The 20,492-nt window shown below is 74.5% G+C and carries 19 protein-coding genes, 1 tRNA gene and 1 riboswitch; of the genes, 14 read left to right on the top strand and 6 right to left on the bottom strand.

Going from position 1 to position 20,492, the window contains the following annotated elements; all coding sequences use genetic code 11:
• Positions 1–165 precede the first annotated feature (165 nt).
• Entirely contained in the window at positions 166–606 is a 441-nt protein-coding gene (locus MT994_RS15310) for an adenylyltransferase/cytidyltransferase family protein (protein ID WP_021483197.1), read from the top strand.
• Between the two features lie 12 nt (positions 607–618).
• Here the strand turns inward: MT994_RS15310 and MT994_RS15305 are convergent, their stop codons facing one another.
• Positions 619–837, bottom strand: coding sequence for a PLD nuclease N-terminal domain-containing protein (locus MT994_RS15305; RefSeq protein ID WP_021483198.1), 219 nt, complete (start codon positions 835–837; stop codon positions 619–621).
• A gap of 258 nt (positions 838–1,095) precedes the next feature.
• Between MT994_RS15305 and MT994_RS15300 the strand changes: the two genes are divergently transcribed.
• The 10 genes from MT994_RS15300 to MT994_RS15255 all read left to right on the top strand — a co-directional run bounded on the left by MT994_RS15300 (position 1,096) and on the right by MT994_RS15255 (position 12,158).
• Positions 1,096–3,282, top strand: coding sequence for a carbohydrate-binding module family 20 domain-containing protein (locus MT994_RS15300; RefSeq protein ID WP_354806947.1), 2,187 nt, complete (start codon positions 1,096–1,098; stop codon positions 3,280–3,282).
• A 124-nt stretch (positions 3,283–3,406) separates the two neighbouring features.
• Entirely contained in the window at positions 3,407–4,186 is a 780-nt protein-coding gene (locus tag MT994_RS15295) for a MazG family protein (protein WP_354806946.1), read from the top strand.
• 207 nt (positions 4,187–4,393) lie between these two features.
• Positions 4,394–5,680: a phosphopyruvate hydratase gene (gene eno, locus MT994_RS15290; RefSeq protein WP_021483383.1), complete on the top strand. Its 1,287-nt coding sequence runs from the start codon at positions 4,394–4,396 to the stop codon at positions 5,678–5,680.
• 192 nt (positions 5,681–5,872) lie between these two features.
• Positions 5,873–6,694 carry a septum formation initiator family protein gene (locus tag MT994_RS15285; protein WP_354806945.1) on the top strand — a complete coding sequence of 274 codons (822 nt, stop codon included), beginning with the start codon at positions 5,873–5,875 and terminating at the stop codon, positions 6,692–6,694.
• A gap of 41 nt (positions 6,695–6,735) precedes the next feature.
• Complete coding sequence (locus tag MT994_RS15280; RefSeq protein WP_232322731.1) at positions 6,736–7,263, top strand: DUF501 domain-containing protein; 528 nt, start codon at positions 6,736–6,738, stop codon at positions 7,261–7,263.
• A gap of 21 nt (positions 7,264–7,284) precedes the next feature.
• On the top strand, positions 7,285–8,319 hold the full coding sequence (locus MT994_RS15275) for a Ppx/GppA phosphatase family protein (RefSeq protein WP_354806944.1): 1,035 nt from the start codon (positions 7,285–7,287) through the stop codon (positions 8,317–8,319).
• Positions 8,320–8,529: 210 nt separating this feature from the next.
• Positions 8,530–8,862 (top strand): PadR family transcriptional regulator, encoded by a 333-nt coding sequence (locus tag MT994_RS15270; protein ID WP_034651541.1) that lies wholly within the window; start codon positions 8,530–8,532, stop codon positions 8,860–8,862.
• Positions 8,862–10,247: a hypothetical protein gene (locus MT994_RS15265; protein WP_354806943.1), complete on the top strand. Its 1,386-nt coding sequence runs from the start codon at positions 8,862–8,864 to the stop codon at positions 10,245–10,247. Before MT994_RS15270 ends, MT994_RS15265 begins: the two co-directional genes overlap by 1 nt.
• A 191-nt stretch (positions 10,248–10,438) precedes the next feature.
• The gene (locus tag MT994_RS15260) at positions 10,439–11,929 is read left to right on the top strand and encodes an NAD(P)/FAD-dependent oxidoreductase (protein ID WP_034651900.1); all 1,491 of its coding nucleotides are present in this window, start codon (positions 10,439–10,441) and stop codon (positions 11,927–11,929) included.
• A gap of 152 nt (positions 11,930–12,081) precedes the next feature.
• A tRNA-Leu gene (locus MT994_RS15255) sits at positions 12,082–12,158 on the top strand.
• A 42-nt stretch (positions 12,159–12,200) separates the two neighbouring features.
• Here the strand turns inward: MT994_RS15255 and MT994_RS15250 are convergent.
• Positions 12,201–12,596, bottom strand: a complete 396-nt coding sequence (locus tag MT994_RS15250) for a VOC family protein (RefSeq protein WP_354806941.1) — start codon at positions 12,594–12,596, stop codon at positions 12,201–12,203.
• 84 nt (positions 12,597–12,680) lie between these two features.
• The gene (locus tag MT994_RS15245; protein WP_061268676.1) at positions 12,681–13,607 is read right to left on the bottom strand and encodes a VOC family protein; all 927 of its coding nucleotides are present in this window, start codon (positions 13,605–13,607) and stop codon (positions 12,681–12,683) included.
• Between the two features lie 86 nt (positions 13,608–13,693).
• A riboswitch (TPP riboswitch) is annotated at positions 13,694–13,822 on the top strand.
• Here MT994_RS15245 and MT994_RS15240 point away from each other — a divergent pair.
• The 3 genes from MT994_RS15240 to MT994_RS15230 all read left to right on the top strand — a co-directional run bounded on the left by MT994_RS15240 (position 13,813) and on the right by MT994_RS15230 (position 16,218).
• A complete protein-coding gene (locus tag MT994_RS15240; protein ID WP_354806939.1) occupies positions 13,813–14,565 on the top strand; it encodes a TenA family protein in 753 nt (250 codons plus the stop codon). It overlaps the preceding riboswitch by 10 nt.
• A 167-nt stretch (positions 14,566–14,732) precedes the next feature.
• Positions 14,733–15,161, top strand: coding sequence for a helix-turn-helix transcriptional regulator (locus MT994_RS15235; RefSeq protein ID WP_269467729.1), 429 nt, complete (start codon positions 14,733–14,735; stop codon positions 15,159–15,161).
• A 67-nt stretch (positions 15,162–15,228) separates the two neighbouring features.
• On the top strand, positions 15,229–16,218 hold the full coding sequence (locus MT994_RS15230) for a DUF6882 domain-containing protein (protein WP_354806938.1): 990 nt from the start codon (positions 15,229–15,231) through the stop codon (positions 16,216–16,218).
• Positions 16,219–16,248: 30 nt separating this feature from the next.
• On the opposite strand, the gene MT994_RS15225 is transcribed toward MT994_RS15230, so the two are convergent.
• From MT994_RS15225 to MT994_RS15215, 3 genes are all read right to left on the bottom strand, one after another.
• On the bottom strand, positions 16,249–16,854 hold the full coding sequence (locus MT994_RS15225) for an ATP-dependent Clp protease proteolytic subunit (protein WP_009866251.1): 606 nt from the start codon (positions 16,852–16,854) through the stop codon (positions 16,249–16,251).
• Complete coding sequence (locus MT994_RS15220; protein ID WP_043659111.1) at positions 16,854–17,519, bottom strand: ATP-dependent Clp protease proteolytic subunit; 666 nt, start codon at positions 17,517–17,519, stop codon at positions 16,854–16,856. Before MT994_RS15220 ends, MT994_RS15225 begins: the two co-directional genes overlap by 1 nt.
• Positions 17,520–17,610: 91 nt before the next feature.
• On the bottom strand, positions 17,611–20,492 hold a 2,882-nt coding region (locus MT994_RS15215), incomplete at its 5' end, for a fibronectin type III domain-containing protein (protein ID WP_354806937.1).

Genomic DNA, 20,492 nt, shown 5'->3' with positions numbered 1-20,492 from the left:
GGCGGGCGGGCGGGTGCGCTCCCACGCGCTCGTCGTGCCCACAATTCACCCGGTGGGCCGCCTTCTTCACCCTCGCAGGGCGTGGTTGCGGGCCTCCTCCCGGTCCTAGCCTGGACGCGGCCCCCTCGCCGTGCGGGGCGCGCGGCCGAGGACGGGAGGACGGGCATGAAGGTCGGGTACGCCCCCGGTGCGTGGGACCTGTTCCACGTCGGGCACCTCAACGTCCTCCGGCACGCCCGCAGCGAGTGCGACTACCTCGTCGCGGGTGTCGTGGACGACGACATGCTCGAGCTCGCCAAGGGCCGGCGCCCGGTCGTCCCCGTCACGGAGCGCGCGGAGATCGTCCGCCACGTCCGGTTCGTCGACGAGGTGTTCGTCGAGACCCAGCCCGACAAGCTCGAGACCTGGCGCCAGCGCCCGTTCGACGTCTTCTTCAAGGGCGACGACTGGCGCGGCACCCCGAAGGGCGCGGAGCTGGAGCGTCGCTTCGCCGAGGTGGGCGTCGAGGTCGTCTACTTCCCCTACACGGTGCACACGTCGAGCACGGCGCTGCGGCGCGCGCTGACGCTGCTGGAGCCGACGGCCGGGCTCACGGTCGAGGGCTGAGCCCTCCCGCGGTCAGCTCTTGCGGCCGTCGAGGAAGTAGGCGATGGGCCCGACCCAGTTGACGAGGAGCGCGAGGCCCCACGCGAGCTTGGTCCCGTTCACCTGCTCCGCCGGCCGACGCACGAGGTCCCGGTACGCCGCGGCGGTGAGCGTGACCTGGGCGGCTCCCACGACCCCGACGGCGATCCGCTGACCCTTCGTCAGGTCCTTCCACCGGCGCTTGGTTCCCATGGCGTCTCCTCTCGGTTCGTCCTCCGACGCTATGCCGTCCGGGCCGCCGCCGCACCGGCACGACCCGTCCGCACGACCCGTCGACACAGGTCGTGACAGCCCGCGCCTGCCTCTGTAAGGTTGCAGCAACATCCGGAAACATCCTGCAAAGCCGCAGGTGCCGGTCGCGCCCGCCACCCCGGGGCGCTCGTCATCACCGCGTGGCCCGTCCGTGCTCGACGCCGAGCGAGGGGCGGCCGCATCCTCGAAGGAGCTGCAATGACGCGCACCACCGACCTCGCCGGACCCCCGGCGCCCATCCCCGTCCCCGCAGGACGCCCCGCCCGCCCGCGCGGCGGCCGCCTGCGCCGCGTCCTCGCGGCGGGCGCCTCGGCGGCCCTCGCGCTGACCGCGGCGCTGGCCGCGGTCCCGGTCGCCGCACCCGCCGCGGCCGCGCCGCCCGTGCCGACGCCCGTCGTCGACTCCCCGAACGGACGGGGCGACGTGATCCTCAACCTCTTCCAGTGGACGTGGGACTCCGTGGCGGCCGAGTGCACCAGCACCATCGGCCCGGCCGGGTTCGGCTACGTCCAGGTCTCGCCGCCGCAGGAGCACATCCAGGGCACGGCCTGGTGGACCTCCTACCAGCCCGTCAGCTACAAGCTCGAGTCCAAGCTCGGCACCCGCGCCGAGTTCCAGCGCATGGTGAGCGCCTGCAAGGCGGCGGGCGTGGGCGTGATCGTCGACGCGGTCGTCAACCACACGGCGGGCGCCGACACCGGGTCCGGCACCGGGACCGGCGGGACGAGCTACTCCGTGGACAGCTTCCCCGGCGTCCCGTACGGGCCGAACGACTTCAACGACTGCCGGTCGAACATCAGCAACTACGGCGACCGGTACAACGTCCAGAACTGCCGCCTCGTCTCGCTCCAGGACCTGCGGACGGGCTCCGACTACGTGCGCGGCAAGATCGCGGGCTACCTCAACGACCTCCTGTCGCTCGGCGTCTCGGGCTTCCGCATCGACGCCGCGAAGCACATCCCGGCCGCTGACCTCGCGGCGATCAAGGCGCGGCTCACGAACCCGAACGTCTTCTGGGTGCACGAGGTCATCGGCGCGAGCGGCGAGCCGATCCAGCCCTCGGAGTACCTCGGTTCCGGCGACTCGCACGAGTTCTTCTACGCGCGCGAGCTCAAGTCCCGGTTCGACGGCCAGATCAAGGACCTGCGCACCATCGGCGACAACAAGCTCCCCTCCGACCGCGCGGGCGTCTTCGTCGACAACCACGACACCGAGCGCAACGGCGAGACGATGAACTACAAGTGGGGCGCCAAGTACCGGCTCGCCAACGCGTTCATGCTCTCGTGGCCCTACGGCGCACCGAGCGTCTACTCGGGCTACACGTGGAGCGACAAGGACGCGGGTGCGCCCGGCGCCTCGGCCACCTCCGTGCCCGACGCGAGCTGTGCCGACAGCGCCTGGGTCTGCACGCAGCGCTGGACCGAGATCGCGGGCATGGTCGGCTTCCACAACGCGGTCGCCGGGACCCCGGTGACGGGCTGGTGGGACGACGGGAACAACCACATCGCCTACGGGCGAGGCGCCAAGGGCTACGTGACGATCAACAACTCCGCGAACGCCGTGACGCGCACCTACCAGACCTCGCTCCCCGCCGGGACGTACTGCGACGTCGTGTCGTCGAAGGACTGCTCGAAGACCGTCTCCGTCTCCGGCTCGGGCACCTTCACGGCGACGGTGCCCGCGTACGGGGCGCTCGCGCTCCACGTCGGGGCGCGCGGCGACGGCGGCACCGGGGGCCCCGGGCCCGTCGACCCGGCCGGCACCACGACCGTCTACTACGCGACCGACAAGGGCTGGAACGCGTACAACGTCCACTACAAGGTCGGCACGGGCGCCTGGACCGCCGTCCCCGGGGTCCCGATGACGGCGGCCTGCACGGGCTGGGTCTCGCGGCAGATCAGCCTGCCCAGCGGGGCGACGGGCGCGGCCGCGACCGTCACCGCCGCCTTCACGAACGGCTCGGGCGCCTGGGACAGCAACGGCGGCAAGGACTACTCCCTGTCCGGCGCCGCGGTCGCCGTCTCCGGCGGGACGGTCACGGCGGGCGACCCGTGCGACGGCGGCGGGTCGCCGGGCGGGCCGGTCGAGGGGCAGGGCGACGCGTCGTTCTCCGTCACCGCCACCACCACGTGGGGCCAGACGGTCCACGTCGTCGGCAGCATCCCGGCGCTCGGCTCCTGGGCGCCCGCGAACGGCGTCCCGCTGTCGTCGTCGGCCTACCCGGTGTGGACCGCGCGCGTCGACCTCCCGGCCGGCACGACCTTCCAGTACAAGTACGTCAAGCGCGACGGCGGCGGGAACGTCGTCTGGGAGAGCGGAAGCAACCGCACGGCGACGGTCGGCGCCGACGGCTCCGTGACGCTGTCGGACACCTGGCGGTCGTAGCGCTGCCGCCATCCCCACCACGCGGTCGTGGCCCAGCCCGGGCCACGACCGCGTGCTGGGGCCAGGCAGCGACGGCACGCTCGACCGACGGCGACCGCGTGCCCGGCGAACCTACGATGAGGCGGTGACCGCCCCCGAGCCCTCGGCAGCCCCGGACCCGCACGAGCCGACGCACGACCGCGCGCCCGGCACCGCGACCGACCCGCTGCGCGACGTCGTCGCCGTCATGGACCGCCTCTACTCCCCGGGCGGGTGCCCGTGGGACCGCGAGCAGACGCACGTCTCGCTCGTGCGGTACCTCCTCGAGGAGGCGCACGAGCTCGCGGACGCCATCGAGACCGACGACCGCGCCGGGATGCGCGAGGAGCTCGGCGACCTGCTCCTGCAGGTGCTGTTCCACGCGCGCATCGCGAGCGAGGAGCCGGACCCGTTCACCGTCGACGACGTCGCCGCCGACCTCGCGGCGAAGCTCGTGCGGCGCCACCCGCACGTGTTCGCGGACGCCGACGCGACCGACCTGCACGGGCAGTGGGACGCGATCAAGAAGGCGGAGAAGCAGCGCTCGTCGGTGCTCGAGGGCATCTCGCACACGCAGGGGGCGCTCGCCCGCGCGCAGAAGGTCCTGTCCCGGGCCGGGCGCGGCGGCCTCGGCGACGTCGTCGGCGCGGCGCTCGCGGCGCCGTCGGGCACCGAGCCGGGTGCGGCCGGCGCGGACGGCGCCGGCCCGACGTCGGACGAGCGGCTCGGGCGCGAGCTGCTCGCGCTCGTGGCCCGCGCGGAGGCCGACGGGCTCGACGCGGAGGCCGCGCTGCGGGGCGAGCTGCGGCGTGTCGAAGCGCGGATCGTCGCGGCCGAGACGTCGGCAGGGGCGCCCACGGAGCCCGGCCCGGCGGTGCAGGGCTGAGGCGGGACGTTCGTCCCGATCGTCGACGCGCAGGTCCCCGACCCGGGGCCCACGGACCGGACGCAGCGGCGCAGGTCACAACCGGGCACTAGGCTGTGGTCGTAAACCCACCATCGTCGCGGGCGCGCACGCGGCGTCCCGGGTTTCCCTGCCCGGGTCCGCCACCACCGTTCGAAGCGCCCGCAGCCCTGCCCCGAAGGAGCACCTGTGGCCAGCATCGAAGCCGTTGGAGCGCGCGAGATCCTCGACTCCCGCGGAAACCCGACCGTCGAGGTCGAGGTCGTCCTGGACGACGGGACGTTCGCCCGCGCCGGAGTGCCCTCGGGCGCGTCGACCGGTGCGTTCGAGGCCGTCGAGCGTCGTGACGGCGACAAGTCCCGCTACCTGGGCAAGGGTGTCGAGGGCGCGGTGAACTCCGTGATCGACGACATCGCCCCGGAGCTCATCGGCTTCGAGGCCGAGGACCAGCGCCTCATCGACGCCGCCCTCATCGACCTCGACGGCACCCCGAACAAGGGCAAGCTCGGCGCGAACGCCATCCTCGGCGTCTCGCTCGCCGTCGCGAAGGCCGCCGCGAAGAGCGCGGGCCTCGACCTGTACCGCTACGTCGGCGGCCCGAACGCGCACGTCCTTCCCGTGCCGATGATGAACATCCTCAACGGCGGGTCGCACGCGGACTCGAACGTGGACATCCAGGAGTTCATGGTCGCCCCGATCGGCGCGTCCTCGTTCCGCGAGGCGCTGCGCACCGGCGCCGAGGTCTACCACGCGCTGAAGTCCGTGCTCAAGGAGAAGGGCCTGGCCACCGGCCTCGGCGACGAGGGCGGCTTCGCGCCGAACCTCGCGAGCAACCGCGAGGCGCTCGATCTCATCCTCGTCGCGATCGAGAAGGCCGGCTTCGCGCCGGGCACCGACGTGACGCTCGCGCTCGACGTCGCGTCGACCGAGTTCTTCAAGGACGGCGCGTACCAGTTCGAGGGCGGCGCGAAGACGCCGGCCGAGATGATCGCCTACTACGAGCAGCTCGTGCGCGACTACCCGCTGGTCTCCATCGAGGACCCGCTGTCCGAGGACGAGTGGGACAGCTGGTCGCAGCTCGTCGCCGAGGTCGGCGACCGGGTGCAGATCGTCGGCGACGACCTGTTCGTCACCAACCCGGAGCGTCTCGCGAAGGGCATCGAGCTCAAGGCGGCGAACTCGCTCCTCGTGAAGCTCAACCAGATCGGCACGCTCACCGAGACGCTCGACGCCGTCGAGCTCGCGCAGCGCAACGGCTTCACCGCGATGGTGTCGCACCGCTCGGGCGAGACCGAGGACACGACGATCGCGGACCTGTCCGTCGCGACGAACGCCGGCCAGATCAAGACGGGCGCCCCCGCCCGCGGCGAGCGCATCAACAAGTACAACCAGCTCCTGCGCATCGAGGAGGCGCTGGACGACGCCGCCCGCTACGCCGGCCGTGGCGCGTTCCCGCGCTGGACGGTGCAGGGCTGACCTGCGGCTGACCGTCGGTCGCGCACGACCCCGCCGGGGTGACCCGGCACCCGGAGCCCGGAGGGCCGCTCGTCGGCTCGCCGGGCTCCGGCGCGTCCGGGCGGGTGAAGAAGTCGTGTCGATCGCCTCACGTTCGCGGGCGCACCGCGCGTGCTCCCGGCGCGCCGCCTCTCGCGGCAGCACAATCGGGGCATGCCGTCCTCGCGTCGTCCCCCGCGCCCCGGTGCCCCCGCGCGGCCGGGCTCCGGGCCCGCGCGCGGCACGTCCGGGACGAAGCCCACGAAGCGCTCCGCGTCGTCGGGGTCCGCGAGCCCGCGCCCGGCGTCCACGGGCGCCCCGCGGACGGCGTCGGGCTCCTCGGCGAAGTCCCCGGGCGGCGGCTCGACCGCCCGGACCCCGTCGTCGTCCGGAGCGCGCCGCCCCGCCGCCCGACCGAGCAGCGCGACGTCGACGCGACGTGCCGCCGGCCCGGCGCCCGAGGACCGGCGTCGGAGCCGCTACGGCTTCCTCCTGCCCGAGGTGGTGACCGTCCGGACCCTGGTCCTGTCCGTCGTCGTGCTCCTCGCCGCGGTGCTCCTGCTGCCGACGCTGCGCGCGTACGTCAACCAGACGGGGGAGCTGCGCGAGCTGCGCGCCGGCCTCGAGCAGGCGCAGGCGGAGCACACCGAGCTCGAGGCCGAGCTCGCCCGCTGGGACGACCAGGCGTACGTCGAGCGCGAGGCGCGGGACCGGCTCAACTTCGTCATGCCGGGGGAGCGGCCGTGGCGCGTGCTCGACCCGGAGACGGTGGTCGACGACACCGACCCGCAGACCGGGCGGACGATCAGGCACGGACCCGTCCGGGGGTACGAGGAGGGCACGCCCTGGTACGAGGCCATCTGGGAGTCGGTGCAGGTCGCGGGCGGTCCGCGCGCGTCCGCGGGCGACGACGCGGGAACGCCCGACGGGACCGCGCCCGCGGGCGAGGAACCGGCCGGCGACGAGGACGCTCCGCCGAGCGGGGAGAATGGGTGAGGCGTCGTCCCGACGCCGCCGACCGACCCGAAGGAAGTCCCGTGCCCGACGCCCGCCTGGCCATCCCTGCCGACGACCCGGACGCCGTCGTCTCCGAGCGCGACCTCGAGACGCTCGCGGAACAGCTCGGGCGCACGCCGCGCGGTGTCGTCGGCATCGCCGCGCGGTGCGTGTGCGGGCGTCCGCTCGTCGTCCGCACGGCGCCGCGGCTCGAGAACGGCACGCCGTTCCCCACGACCTTCTACCTCACGAGCCCGGGCGCGGTCGCGGCCGCGTCGACGCTCGAGGCGAACGGCGTCATGAAGGAGATGTCGGAGCGGCTCACCGAGGACGAGGAGCTCGCCGCCGCCTACCGGCGCGCGCACGAGCACTACCTCGCGCAGCGCGAGGCGCTCGGCCACGTCGAGGAGATCGACGGCATCTCGGCGGGCGGGATGCCCACGCGCGTGAAGTGCCTGCACGTCCTCGTGGGCCACGCGCTCGCGGCCGGCCCGGGCGTCAACCCGCTGGGCGACGAGGCGCTCGAGCGCGTGCGCGACGTGTGGCGCCCCGACCGCTGCACCTGCTGACCGCGTGGCACGCTTGGACGCATGACCTCTGGCTCCACCTCTCCGCTCACCCGGGACCCGGGCGCGACCACCGCGCCGGCCACCTCGCCCGCCCCCGTCCCGCCCGGCGCCTCGCGCGTGGCGGCGATCGACTGCGGCACCAACTCGATCCGCCTCCTCGTCGCCGACGTCGACCCGCAGGCCGGGACGCTCGTCGACCTGGACCGCCGCATGGAGGTCGTCCGGCTCGGCCAGGGCGTCGACCGCACGGGCCGCCTCGCCCCCGAGGCGCTCGCGCGCACGCTCGACGCCGCGCGTCGCTACGCGCAGGTGATCGCCGACCTGGGCGCGACGCGGACGCGCTTCGTCGCGACGTCGGCCACGCGGGACGCCGAGAACCGCGACGAGTTCGTCGCGGGCGTCCTCGACGCGCTCGGCGTCGAGCCCGAGGTCGTCTCGGGCGAGGAGGAGGCGGCGCTGTCGTTCCGCGGGGCGACGTCGACCGTCGCGGCCGTGCGCCCCGGCCCCTACGTCGTGGTGGACCTCGGCGGCGGCTCGACGGAGCTCGTGCTCGGCACGACGACGCCCGACGCCGCGTACTCGATGGACGTGGGGTGCGTGCGCATGACGGAGCGGCACCTGCGCTCCGACCCGCCGACCCCCGCGGAGGAGGAGGCGGCCCGTGCGGACGCGCGGGCCGCGCTCGACGACGCGGCCCGCGTGGTGCCGCTCGGGCAGGCGGCGACGCTCGTCGGGCTCGCCGGGTCCGTCACGACGGTCACGGCCCACGCGCTCGGCCTCGCCCGGTACGACCGCGACCGGATCAACGGGTCCGTGCTGCCGGTCGACACCGTGCTCGCGGCCTGCGACGACCTGCTGCACCGCACGCGCGCCGAGCGCACCGCCCTGGGGTTCATGCACCCCGGGCGGGTCGACGTCATCGGCGCGGGCGCGCTCGTGTGGTCGGAGGTCGTGCGCCGCGTGCGCGACGACGTCGCCGCCGCGGGCGGGTCGCTCACCGAGGTCGTGACGAGTGAGCACGACATCCTCGACGGCATCGCCTGGTCGCTCGCCTGACCCGGGGCCGCCCCGACGGCCCTTCCTGCCCGACCGCCGAGCCCGGCGTCGCGGCACCGGACACGCCGGTGCCCGCGGCCCGGGCTCCGGCGTGTCCGCGCGAGGGGCGTGTCGTGTGCACGGTACTGCGCATCGCGCGGTAGTGTGCATCCCGTGATCCCGGTGGCCGAGCACCGGGACGGACCGGGGCCACGCCCGACGGAGGGACGGATGGACACCACGCAGCTGCTCAAGGGGGTGCTCGACGCGGCGGTGCTCGCCGCGGTCGAGGCCGAGGACGGGTACGGGTACGACGTCGTGCGGCGCCTGCGCGCGGCGGGGCTCGAGGACGTGGGGGACGCGTCCGTGTACGGGACGCTGCGGCGCCTGTACGCGGGCGGGGCGCTGACCACCTACGTCGTGCCGTCCGACGCCGGGCCGCACCGCAAGTACTACGGGATCAACCCGCAGGGCCGGGCCATGCTCGACCTGCACCGCAAGGAGTGGCAGACGTTCGCGGGCACCGTGTCCGCGCTGCTGCGGACCGGAGAGGTGGCCGCCTGATGAGCACGACGACCCCCGCGCAGCCGCCCGCCGGCGCGCCCGTCGGACGGGCCTTCTACGGGCACGTCCACGCCTACGCCCAGCAGGTGCGCGCGCACCTCGCCGACCTGCGCCCCGACCAGGTCGAGGAGCTCGCCGACGGGCTCGAGGCCGACCTCGCCGAGGCGGTCGTCGACGCGCCCGGCGCGCTCCCGCGCCGAGCCCCCGCTTCGGCGTCGTCCGACGGCGCTCCGGCCGGCACGGACGGCACGGATGGCGCGGGGGCGCTCGACGACACCGGCCTCGACCTCGTCGCGTTCTTCGGTCCGCCCGCCGAGTACGCCGCCGAGCTGCGCACCGCGGCCGGCCTGCCTCCCGTCGCCCCGGGCGCCGCGCGGGGCCCGCGCCCCGGGCTGCGCCGTCGGCTGGCCGGGCTCGGCGAGATGCTCGCGGCGGACTGGCGCGCGGGGTGGCAGCCCGTCACCTCGTCGCCGCAGTGGGCCTCGACGGCCGAGTTCCTGCGCGCCCTCACGCCCGCGTGGTGGGTCCTGCGCGGCTGGGTCGTGGCGACGCTCCTGCTCGCCCTGGTCGCGGGATACCAGGTGGCCGTGCTCCCGCCGGACCTGTCCGCGCGCGTCGTCGTGCTGATCGCGGTCGTCGTGAGCGTGCAGTGGGGCCGGGGCCGGTGGCTGCCCACCCGCGGGCTGCGGAAGGTCGGCCGTCCGCTGTCGGTCGCCGCGGCCGTCGCGGCCGTGCCCGCCGTCCTCGTCGCCGCCTCGGCGAGCGCGTCGAGCCCGTACGCGTGGGACCGCGGCTACGAGCAGGGCCGCAGCGACGCGAGCAGCGGCCTCGTGAGCAGCGTGTCGTTCGGGAGCGGGGACTCCCCGGGCACGGCGGGCGTGTGGGTCGACGGCGCGCAGGTGTCCAACCTCTTCGTCTACGACGCGGCGGGCGAGCCGCTCCGCGACGTCCAGGTCTTCGACGACCGCGGCCGCCAGGTCCGCACGATCACCGAGGAGGGTGCCTCCGGGGCGTGGGCGGTGCCCGACGTCGAGGGCACGTGGTACTTCCAGCCCGCCCTGGCGACGGACGGGCGCGAGCGATGGAACGTCTACCCGCTGCGCGCGGTCGCCGAGGAGGACGTCGAGTACCCCGAGGGCGACGGCCGCCCCGTCCCGGCGACGGGGACGCGCACGCGCGACATGCCGTGGCCGTTCCTCCAGGCACCGACCGCGGTGCCGTCGAGCGTGGGGACGGGGGAGACGTCGTCGGGCACGGGCGGGGCGAGCGACGCGCCGGCCGAGGGTGACCCGGCGCCGTCGCAGGAGGCCCCCGCGACCCCGCCCGCGGGCGGGGTGCCGCCCGCACCGACCGGCCCGACGCCCGTCGTCGGCGCGATCGGCTGACCGGCAGGCCCGGGGTGGTGCGCCGACGGCGGACGGCGGCGCACCACCCCGGTCCCGGGCCCTGCGGAATGTCGCCTCTGCCCGCGTGTGCCCGCCTCTGCCCCCGTCCGTCCGCGCGGCGTGGGGCGCGTCACGCCCGTCAGGCGGACGCTCCGGCTCGCCTGTGCCGCAACCGGTAATACTCTGGAACCATGCCTCAGAATGACCTGACCTCGGTCAGCCGTGCCCAGACCGCTTCGCCGCGGCCCCGCAAGGTGCCCCGCGTCGTCGTCCTCGGCGGCGGCTCCGTGGGTCTGTACGCCGCCCGCCGGCTGCGCAAGAAGCTCGGTCGCCGCGAGGCGGCGATCGTCGTCGTCGACCCGCGCCCGTACATGACGTACGCGCCGTTCCTCCCCGAGGCGGCCGCGGGCTCGATCGACGGCCGCGACGTCGTCGCGCCGCACCGCCGTGCGCTCAAGGGCGTCGACGTGCTCCAGGGCAAGGTCGTCGCGATCGACCACACGGACCGCCGCGTGACGATCCACCCGGAGGAGGGCGACGACTACTCGGTCACGTACGACCACCTGATCGTCGGCCTCGGCTCGGTGTCGCGCACGCTGCCCATCCCGGGCCTGGCGGAGAACGCGATCGGCTTCAAGAACGTGGAGGAGGCCATCGCGGTCCGCAACCACGTGCTCAACCGCATGGACGTCGCGTCGTCCACGTGGGACGAGAAGCTGCGTCGCCGCATGCTGACGTTCACGTTCGTCGGCGGCGGGTTCGCGGGCATCGAGGCGCTGGCCGAGATCGAGGACATGGCCCGCTACGCGACGCGCAACTACGCGACGATCGAGGAGAAGGACCTCCGCTTCGTCATGATCGAGGGCGCGGGCCGCATCCTGCCCGAGCTCAGCGAGCCCATGGCGCAGTACGCGCTCGACGAGCTGAAGAAGCGCGGCATCGAGTTCCACCTCAGCACGTTCCTGTCGTCGTGCGTGGACGGCCACGTCGTCACGTCGACCGGGGTCGAGTTCGACTCCGACACGATCGTGTGGACCGCGGGCGTCAAGGCGAACCCGGTCCTCAAGGAGTCGTCCGACCTCCCGGTCGACAAGCTGGGCCGCATCACGGTGCTGCCGACGCTCCAGGTCGCGGACGCCGACGGCAACGTCGTGCCGAACGCGTGGGCCGCGGGCGACTGCGCCGCCGTCCCGGACGTGCTGAACCCGGGCAAGTTCTGCCCGCCGAACGCGCAGCACGCCATCCGCGAGGCCACGCGCCTCGCCGACAACCTCGCGCTCGAGCTGCACAGCGAGCCGCCGGTCGAGTACCGCCACAAGAGCGTCGGTACGGTCGCGTCGCTCGGCCTGTACAAGGGCGTCGCGGAGCTGTTCGGCGTGTTCAAGCTCCGCGGGACGCTCGCGTGGCTCATGCACCGCAGCTACCACGTCATGGCGATGCCGACGGGGAACCGCAAGATCCGCATCTTCATCGGCTGGATCGGCCAGTTCCTCATGGGCCGCGAGCTCGTGTCGCTCGGCTCGCTGCACGACCCGCGCGCGGAGTTCCGCGCCGCGTCCGTCCCGCCCAAGAAGGACGGCGACCCGGTCAAGCAGACCGCGCAGGGCTCGGCGGCCGCGGCGGAGTCCGGTGCGGGCACCGTCGACGCCGACGACCGGACGCCGGCGGCGAAGGCCTCCTGAGGTCGCGGCCGGGCCCCGGCCCGGCCGTCGTGCCCGACGACGAGGGGCGAGCCGCGCGTGCGGCTCGCCCCTCGTCGCGTCCGGGTCCCGAGCGGGCGGCCGTCGTGCCGACGGGCCCGGGGAGCCCCGCGCGCGCGGTAGATTCGGCCCGCGCCCCCATGGCCCAACTGGCAGAGGCGGCCGGCTTAAACCCGGCGTGTTCCGGGTTCGAGTCCCGGTGGGGGCACCATGCCGACGGGCGGTCGGCTCCGAGGCGCCAGGCCTCCCCGGGCTAGGACAGCCCCGTCGGGCCCTCCGGCTCGGCCGGGGGAGCGGCCTCCTGGCCGAGGATCACGACGGTGCCGTCCGGGTCCTGTACGCGCGCGACGCGCTCGCCCCACGGCTGGTCCGCGGGCGGCTCCAGGACGGGCACGCCCGCGGCCGCGAGGTGCTCGACGGCGCGGTCGCAGTCGTCGACGTACACCCACAGCACGACGCGGGTGTCCGCCGGAGGCGGGTCGCCCTGCCCGAGCCCGAGCGGCGACCGGCCCACGCGCACGCTCACGTAGACGGGCGGGCCGTCGTCGGGGAACGCGTACTCGACCGTCCCGCGCAGCAGGTCGCGGTAGAAGCCGAGGGACCGGTCGAGGTCGGCCACGGTGAGGACGGGGAAGAGGCTGCGGAACACGGTCGCTCCTCGGTGCGCTCGGCGGGTCCTCCCATCGTGCGCCTCGTGCCCCGGGCGCGCGCTCCGTGCCCGGGGCGCCGCGCCTCAGCGCGCGAGCAGCTCCTCGGTCGTGGTACCCGGGACGGACAGCGTCACGCGCGTGCCCCACGGGTCGTGCACGACGACGGAGCGGCCGTCGTCCGCGTGCTCCAGCCCGCGGGCGCGGAGGCGCGCGACGAGCGCGTCGAGGTCCTCGCGGCCCGGCACCGTGACGGCGACGTCGCCGAGCCCGAGGCTCGCGGCGCGGGGCCCGGCGCCCGCGCTGTTCCACACGTTCATCGCGACGTGGTGGTGGTACCCGCCCGCGGACGCGAAGAGCGCCCCGCTGTACCCGGTGAGCGTCGCCTCGAAGCCGACGGCGTCGACGTAGAAGGCGTGGGCGGTCGCGACGTCGCCCACCTGGAGGTGCACGTGGCCGACGCGGCCCGCGAGCGAGGGGCCGGCGTCGAACGTCTCCTGGTCGAGGTGCGTGCGCAGGTAGGCGTTCGGGTCGAGGAACGTCGTCGTCATGAGGATCTGGCCGTGCTCGCGCACCCACGTCTCGCGGGGGCGGTCGGTGTAGAGCTCGACGCCGTTGCCCTCGGGGTCGGTGAAGTAGAACGCCTCGCTGACGAGGTGGTCGCTCGACCCGACGAAGGTGCCGCGGCGGTCCTGCGCGGCGCGGTAGACGGTCGCGGCGAGGCTCGGGCCGTCGTCGAACAGGAAGGCCGTGTGGAACAGGCCGGCCTGGCGCGGGTCGACGGGCGGCAGCCCGGGCGTGTGCACGAGGCGCAGCATGGGTGTGCGGCCGCGGCCCAGCACACGGTGCACCTCCGCGCCGCGCGACCGCTCCTCGAGCGGGGCGAGGGCGAACGCGCCCGTGTAGTACGAGGTCATGAGCTCGAGGTCGCCCACGCGCAGCGTGACGGCGTCCATGCTCGTGGACGGGGACAGGAGGCGGTCGGTCGGCGCGCCCGGCGTGCTCGTGGTCATGTCTCCTCCAACTTGTTGTCGCTACAACTATATTCCCACACCGTGGCGAGGGCTCCCGCACCGGCGCCGTCCTTGCTAGGGTCGGCGCGAACCACGCGGGGCGTCCCGCCCGGGCCACGGCCCGGGCCGAGGGACTGAGACGAGCGGTACGGCCGCCCGGACCCGTCGAACCTGATCTCGCTAGCACGAGCGGAGGAACGTGGGCATGACGACGCCTGCTGCCATCACCCTGAACCCTGTCCTCGCGGACGACCCGACCGCGCTCGTCCGGCAGGAGGAGACCGGCTTCACCGCCGATCTCGCCCGCCGGTACGCGGACCTCTTCGAGACGTTCTACGACCACCCCTTCCTGGCCGGGCTGCGCGACGGCTCCGTCGAGCCCGCCGCGGTCCGCCACTACGTGGGCCAGGACCACCAGTACCTCACGGCCTACCTGCGCTGCTACGGCCTCGGCATGGCCCTCGCGCCCGACCGGTCGTGGGCGGCCTACTTCCACGACAAGGCCGGCTTCCTCCTCGACGACGAGTCGCACGCGCACCACGCGATGTGCGACTTCCTCGGCGTGACGTACGAGGAGGCGCAGACGCACCGCCTCGCGCCGAGCGCGCAGGCCTACGTGGACCACATGACGGCGGCCGGCCGCGACTCGCTCGGCGTGCTGCTCGCCGCGCTGCTGCCGTGCCCGTGGACCTACATCTGGTCCGCGCGGCGCTTCTGGCTCGGCGAGCGCGAGACGATGCCCGGCGCCCTCGGCGACGACCACCCGCTCGCGGGCTGGTGGCAGTTCTACGCGGCCGAGCGTACCGAGGACGTCCTCACGGACCTGCGCGCACGCCTCGACGCGCTCGCCGCGGACGCGGGCGAGGCGGAGCGCGCGCGCATGGAGCGCGCGTTCGAGCTGAGCTGCCGCCACGAGATCCGCTTCTGGCAGATGGCCTGGTCGCTCGAGCGCTGGTGACCCGTCCGGCCGCGCGCGCGGCCGGCGTCGCGTCGTGCGCCCGGCCTTACGCCAGCAGCAGATACCCACCCGGGTGCCTCGGCACCCGGGTGGGCCGCGGGTAGCGTGAACGCATGGACGCGACGAGCGCGGTGCCGGGCACGCTGCCGGACGTGGTGCCGGACGGGGTGACGCCCAGCCCCCGCTCCCGGGCGGGCGGACGGGCGGAGCCCCTCCTGCGCCACGTCATCGGGGGGATCCTGCGGCGGGCGCGGCTCGCGCAGGGGCGCACGCTCGTCGACGTCGCGGCCGCCGCGCGCGTCTCCACCGCCTACCTGTCCGAGGTGGAGCGCGGGCGCAAGGAGGCGTCGTCCGAGGTCCTCGCCGCCGTGTGCGGCGCCCTCGGCCTGCGGCTCGTCGACCTCGTCGCCCGCACGGGCGAGGAGCTCCGGCCGCTCGCGCCCGTCCGCGTGCTGTCCTCCGCGCGAGAGCGCGGTGCTCTCTCCGCGCCACGGCACGTCGCCCCGGTGGGCGAGCCCGTGCGGGACCTCCCCGTCGCCGAGACGCTCCGACGTCCGACGGCGCGCGCCGGCGACGTCCTGCTCCTCGCGGCCTGAGCGGCGGTCCCGTCGCACCGCGTGTCGTGCGGGGGCCCGGCGCCGTGCGCGCCGCTACCGTCGGTCCATGACGGAGCCGCAGACCGCGCACGGCACGGCAGCCCAGGACGTCCCGGCCCTCCAGGACCTCGTCGACGACGCCGCGTTCCTCTCCCACGAGCACCAGCTCCACCTGACGGACCTCCACGGCGACGACGCATGGGCCGCCGACCTGACCACCGGGGTCTTCACCTTCACCGCGCCCGACGGCGGGACCGCGACGTGCCGCCTCCAGTTCCTCGGCACGGCCGCGCCCGGGCCGGGCACGTGGATGTGGGCGTGGCAGAACGTCAACGGCTTCCCCGACGCCGTGCTCACCGCCGCCGAGAGCACGCGCCGGACCGGGCTGCGCGAGGCCGCCGAGCCGGAGCTCCCGCTGGCCGACGACCTCGCCCACCGGCTCGCGCTCGCGGCCAAGGCCGTGACCGGCTCGTTCGCCCACTACAGCGCCCCCGTCGGCGGCGGCACGCGGGCGTGGTTCCTCCTGGACGACGCCGACCTCGCCCTGCCGGCACCGAGCGTGCCGCGCGTCGTGCGGACGCTGAGCGAAGGGCTGCTGTCCGTCACGGTCGTCGACCACCGGCGCGCCGTCGCGTCCTACGCGAGCGCACGTGGCCTGCCGGCCGTCGAGGACGGGACCGGCGCCGTCGTGCTGGACGTGCCCGACGGCACCGTGACCGTGCGGTTCGACGAGCGCGGACGGATCGCGGGCATCTCCGCGTCGTCCCGACGGACCGCCGCGCCCGAGGCCGCTGCGCCCGAGGCCGCCGCGCCCCTGGCCGCCGAGCCCGAGGCCGCAGCGGCGGAGCCCGAGGCCGCGGCGTCGGAGCCGGCCTCGGCAGACCCTGCCGCCTCGGCGCCGACGGCGCCCGCGCTCACCGTCCCGGAGCCGCCGGCGGAGGAGCCGACCGCGCCCGAGCCTGCGGCCGCGGCGCCGGACCCGGCCGTGCCCGAGCCGTCGCCCGCGGAGACGACCCCCGAGCCGCGCCGCCGGTCGTGGTTCCGACGACGCGGCTGACGACGCCCGGGTCACCCCCGCGGTCGGGCGTCACGCCGCCGCGGCGAGCTTGCGCGAGGTGACGACGGCGTCCGCGACGCCGTACTCCACGGCCTGGCGCGCGGTGAGCACCAGGTCGCGGTCGGTGTCGGCGCGCAGGCGCTCCACGGTCTGGCCCGTGTGCCGCGCCAGCACCTCCTCCGTCTCGGACCGGATCCGCAGGATCTCCTCGGCCTGGATCGACAGGTCCGAGATCGTGCCCTCCCCGCCGCCCGACGGCTGGTGCAGCAGGACGCGCGAGTGCTCCAGCACGAACCGCTTGCCGGGCGTGCCCGCCGCGAGCAGGACGGCCGCGGCCGAGGCCGCCTGACCCATGCAGATGGTCGAGACGTCGCAGCGGACGAACTGCATCGTGTCGTAGATCGCCATGAGCGCGGTCGCGGAGCCGCCCGGGGAGTTGATGTACAGCCCGATCTCCTGGTCCGGGGCGTCCGACTCCAGGTGCAGGAGCTGCGCCATGACGACGTTCGCGACGCCGTCGTCGATCTCGGTGCCGAGGAACACGATGCGCTCGGACAGCAGGCGGGAGAAGACGTCGAACGCGCGCTCGCCCAGCGGCGTGCGCTCGACCACGGTCGGGATCGTGTAGCTCGCCATCACAGACCCACCTTCCGGGCCGCGCGGGCGGGGCGGACGTCGTCGACGCTCTCGACGATCCGGTCGACCATCCCGTACTCGAGCGCCTGCTGCGCGGTGAACCAGCGGTCGCGGTCGGAGTCGTCGGCGATGGTCTCGACGGACTGCCCGGTGCTCTCCGCGAGGAGCCGGTGCATGAGCCCCTTGGTGTACACGAGGTTCTCCGCCTGGATCGCGATGTCGACGGCGGTGCCCCCGATCCCGGCCGACGGCTGGTGCATCATGATCCGCGCGTGCGGCAGCGCGAACCGCTTGCCCGGCGTCCCCGCGCACAGGAGGAACTGGCCCATGCTCGCGGCGAAGCCCATCGCGACGGTCGACACGTCGTTGGGGATGAGCCGCATCGTGTCGTAGATCGCGAGGCCGGCGCTCACCGAGCCGCCGGGGGAGTTGACGTAGAGCGCGACGTCCGCGCGCGGGTCCTCTGCCGAGAGCAGGAGGAGCTGGGCGCACAGGCGGTTCGCGACGGCGTCGTCCACGGCCGTGCCGAGGACGACGATGCGCTGGTGGAGCAGGCGCGTCGTGAGCTGGTCGTCGAACGACGAGGCCGCCGGGGCGGCGGCCTCCGCGCGCGGGGTCCGGTGGTGGTCGCCGACGGCGGGTCGGCCGGTCAGGTGCGTGGTCATGCGACCACCCTGCGCCCGCCCGGGCCTCGCGAGGAGGCCGATCTGCCGTCGGCTCATTCGCCGACGGCAGATCTGCCGTCTCAGGACCGCGTCACAGGATGGGCCAGGGCTTCGGTTCGACGGTCACGCCGTTCCCCGGCGAGATGCTCACCGTCACCGTCGCGGTGCGCTGCGTGCCGTACGGGTTGCCGAGGATGCACCCGAGGTCGACGTAGCTGCCGGCCGCGAGGTACTCGGTCCAGGAGTAGCCCCCGACCTGGTTGCCGTCGTAGTAGCACCGGAAGGTGTAGGTGCCGGACGGGAAGGTCGAGTTCGCGTTGACCCGGAAGACCGTGCACATGTGGCCGGTGCAGTTGCCGAAGCCGGGCTGCGTGTTGCGCTGCGGACCGCGCGTCACCCAGACGGTCGGCGGGACCGGGCGCGGGTCGGTGCGGTGCGTCGCCCACCCGCTCCACGCTCCGCAGCCCGCGGCGTTGCACGCCTGCGCCCGGAGGCGGAACGTCTGGTCGTAGTCGTTCCCGACGTCGACCGTCTGCCCCGAGCCGCTGGACCCGCCCTCGATCTGCCAGTTGTAGCGCGAGACGCCGTTGCCGCCGTTCGACGAGGGCGCGGAGATCGAGAAGCGGCCCGAGGTCGCGCTCAGTCGGGACACGGACACGCCCGGTTCGCTGGGCTTGCCGTACGCGCTGATCTGCCCCGACGCCGGGCTCGACGTGGACGTGCCGCCCTTGTTCGTCGCGGTGACGGTGAACGTGTAGTTCCCGGCGGGGAGGCCCGTGAAGTCGACGGACGTGCCGGCGACGTCCCTCTTCGCGCCCCCGGGCGACGCGGTGACGGTGTACCCCGTGATCGGGCTGCCGTTCGCGTCGGCGGCGCCCCAGGACACGCGCGGGATGCCGCTGTCCTGCCCCCCGCCGCCCACGTTCTGCACGCTCGGCCGGGGCGGAGCCTCGGGGCGCCCGTAGGGGACCACGGCCGCGGACGCCGCGCTCTCCGCCGTCCGGCCCGCCTTGTTCTCGGCCGTCACCGTGAACGTGTACGACGACTCGTTGTCGAGGCCCGTCGCCTTGTGGCTCGTCGCGGTGAGGGAGAGCGCGGCGCCGTCGCGGGAGCCGTTCTTGTACCGCTGCAGGGTGTAGCCCTTGATCGCGTCGCCGTTCTCGAACGGCGCCTTCCACGACACGTCGATCGAGCCGCCGTTGAGCGGCGAGTCCGCGGCGCGGACCGCGCTCGGCGTCTCCGGGACGTCCGGCAGGCCCGCCGGGATCTCCTCGGCCGAGTACTCGCCCCAGTCCGAGGGGTCGGGGGCGAGGTTGTTCGCCCGGACCCGGACGCTGTACGCGGTGCCGTTCTCGAGCCCGTTCCACACGTACTGGGTGCCCGAGAGCGCCGTGACCTGGACGGCGCCGCCCTTCGGCGCCGGGGAGATCTCGAGGTCGACCGTCTCGATCGGCGAGCGGTCGGTGTAGGTCTTGTTGGTCCAGGTGACCGTGAGCGACTTGTCGCCGAACTCGAGGGTGGGTGCGGCGGGCGGGTCGGGCTTCTCGTCGGGTCGGGCGACGGCGGAGGCCGGGGAGGCGGGTCCGTCGCCGACGGCGTTGGTCGCGTAGACGGTGAAGGTGTACTCGACGTTGTTGGTCAGGCCGTCGAGGGTGCAGGTGGTGGTGCCGCAGGCCTTCTCGTAGCCGTTCTGGGAGCGCACGGTGTAGCCGGTGATGTCGGCGCCGTTGTTGTTCGGCGGGTCCCAGGTGAGCACGACGGTCTTGGAGCGGACCTCGACGACCTGCGGGGTCGCGGGCGCCTCGGGCTTGCCCAGCACCTTGAGCTGGACGCGGCCCTCGACCATGCGGTCGGGGTCCTTCGTCGCGTCCTGGATCCGGTAGACGACCACCATGACGCCGACGAACGAGTCGGCGGGCGTCACGACGACGTCGCCCCCGCTGTACGAGACGTCGCCGCTGCCCGTCTCGACGCTCGCGCCGACGATCTCCAGCGGGGTGTCGGGGAAGGGGTTGGAGTCGTTGGCCAGGACGGGCACGGTGGTGGCCTTGCCCTGGTGGGCGTCGTCGACGGTGTCGGGGTTGGCGCGGGCCAGGGGCCGGGTCGAGGCCACGACGGTCAGGGTCGCGGTGCCCTCGACCGGGGGGTGCTCGCCGTCGGTGACGGTGATCGGGACCTGCACGACCGAGCCCTTGGGCACGTCCGGGGTCGCCTGGGCGCGCAGCGTGGTGCCCTCGACGGACACGGTCACGCCCTGCGCCTGGCCGGTGGCCTTGAACGTCAGGGGGTCGCCGTCGGGGTCGGTCGCGAAGCGCGCGAGGTCGATCGAGGCCTCCTCGCCCGCCGCGACGTCGAGCGTCGGGGTCGACAGCTCCGGCGGCAGGTTCTCCGGCGGCACGACGCTGATCGGCAGCGTGAGCAGCGCGGTGTGGCCGTCGGGGTCGTCGGGACCGGAGCCGTCGGTGACCTCGAAGGTCACGGCGGCGGGGCCGACGTAGTCCGCCGCGGACGTGTAGGTGATCTCCGTGGTCGAGAGGACCTCGCGCGTGCCCTCGAGCGCGGTGACCTTCTCCTCCGTGGTGAGCCGGGGAGTCTTGCCCTCGACGACCAGGACGTAGTCCGTGATGTCGATGGGCAGCGGCTCGCCGCTCACGACCTCCAGGGGCGTGATGCCGGGACGGAGGGTCGGGGCCTGGTCGGTGAGGCCGGGGACCTTGACGAAGGCCTTGGCGGTGAGGCCGTCGATGTCGGTCGCGGTGTAGGTGATGACCTGGCGGCCCTCGGTGAGGGTGACGGTGAGCTCGCCGTCGGAGGTGACGCTCGCGGTGGTCGCGTCGGTGGTGACGGTGAGCTCGCTCGCGGCGCCGTCGGGGTCCTCGTCGTTGTCCAGGACGGGGACGGTGACCTCGGTCTTGCCCAGGATGTCCTCCACGGGCACGGTGTCGTCGCGCGCGACCGGGGGCAGCAGGGGCG

This window comes from Cellulosimicrobium sp. MI9406 (genome assembly GCF_040595865.1).
Lineage (GTDB): Bacteria > Actinomycetota > Actinomycetes > Actinomycetales > Cellulomonadaceae > Cellulosimicrobium > Cellulosimicrobium funkei.
The sequence above is the reverse complement of the archived record's forward strand: the minus strand, read 5'-3'. Positions and strand labels throughout refer to the sequence as shown.

Coding starts and splice junctions, on each gene's coding strand:
- MT994_RS15310 (WP_021483197.1), top strand. CDS start 166: ATGAAGGTCGGGTACGCCCCCGGTGCGTGGGACCTGTTCCACGTCGGG.
- MT994_RS15305 (WP_021483198.1), bottom strand. CDS start 837: ATGGGAACCAAGCGCCGGTGGAAGGACCTGACGAAGGGTCAGCGGATC.
- MT994_RS15300 (WP_354806947.1), top strand. CDS start 1,096: ATGACGCGCACCACCGACCTCGCCGGACCCCCGGCGCCCATCCCCGTC.
- MT994_RS15285 (WP_354806945.1), top strand. CDS start 5,873: ATGCCGTCCTCGCGTCGTCCCCCGCGCCCCGGTGCCCCCGCGCGGCCG.
- MT994_RS15275 (WP_354806944.1), top strand. CDS start 7,285: ATGACCTCTGGCTCCACCTCTCCGCTCACCCGGGACCCGGGCGCGACC.
- MT994_RS15270 (WP_034651541.1), top strand. CDS start 8,530: ATGGACACCACGCAGCTGCTCAAGGGGGTGCTCGACGCGGCGGTGCTC.
- MT994_RS15265 (WP_354806943.1), top strand. CDS start 8,862: ATGAGCACGACGACCCCCGCGCAGCCGCCCGCCGGCGCGCCCGTCGGA.
- MT994_RS15260 (WP_034651900.1), top strand. CDS start 10,439: ATGCCTCAGAATGACCTGACCTCGGTCAGCCGTGCCCAGACCGCTTCG.
- MT994_RS15245 (WP_061268676.1), bottom strand. CDS start 13,607: ATGACCACGAGCACGCCGGGCGCGCCGACCGACCGCCTCCTGTCCCCG.
- MT994_RS15240 (WP_354806939.1), top strand. CDS start 13,813: ATGACGACGCCTGCTGCCATCACCCTGAACCCTGTCCTCGCGGACGAC.
- MT994_RS15230 (WP_354806938.1), top strand. CDS start 15,229: ATGACGGAGCCGCAGACCGCGCACGGCACGGCAGCCCAGGACGTCCCG.
- MT994_RS15225 (WP_009866251.1), bottom strand. CDS start 16,854: ATGGCGAGCTACACGATCCCGACCGTGGTCGAGCGCACGCCGCTGGGC.
- MT994_RS15220 (WP_043659111.1), bottom strand. CDS start 17,519: ATGACCACGCACCTGACCGGCCGACCCGCCGTCGGCGACCACCACCGG.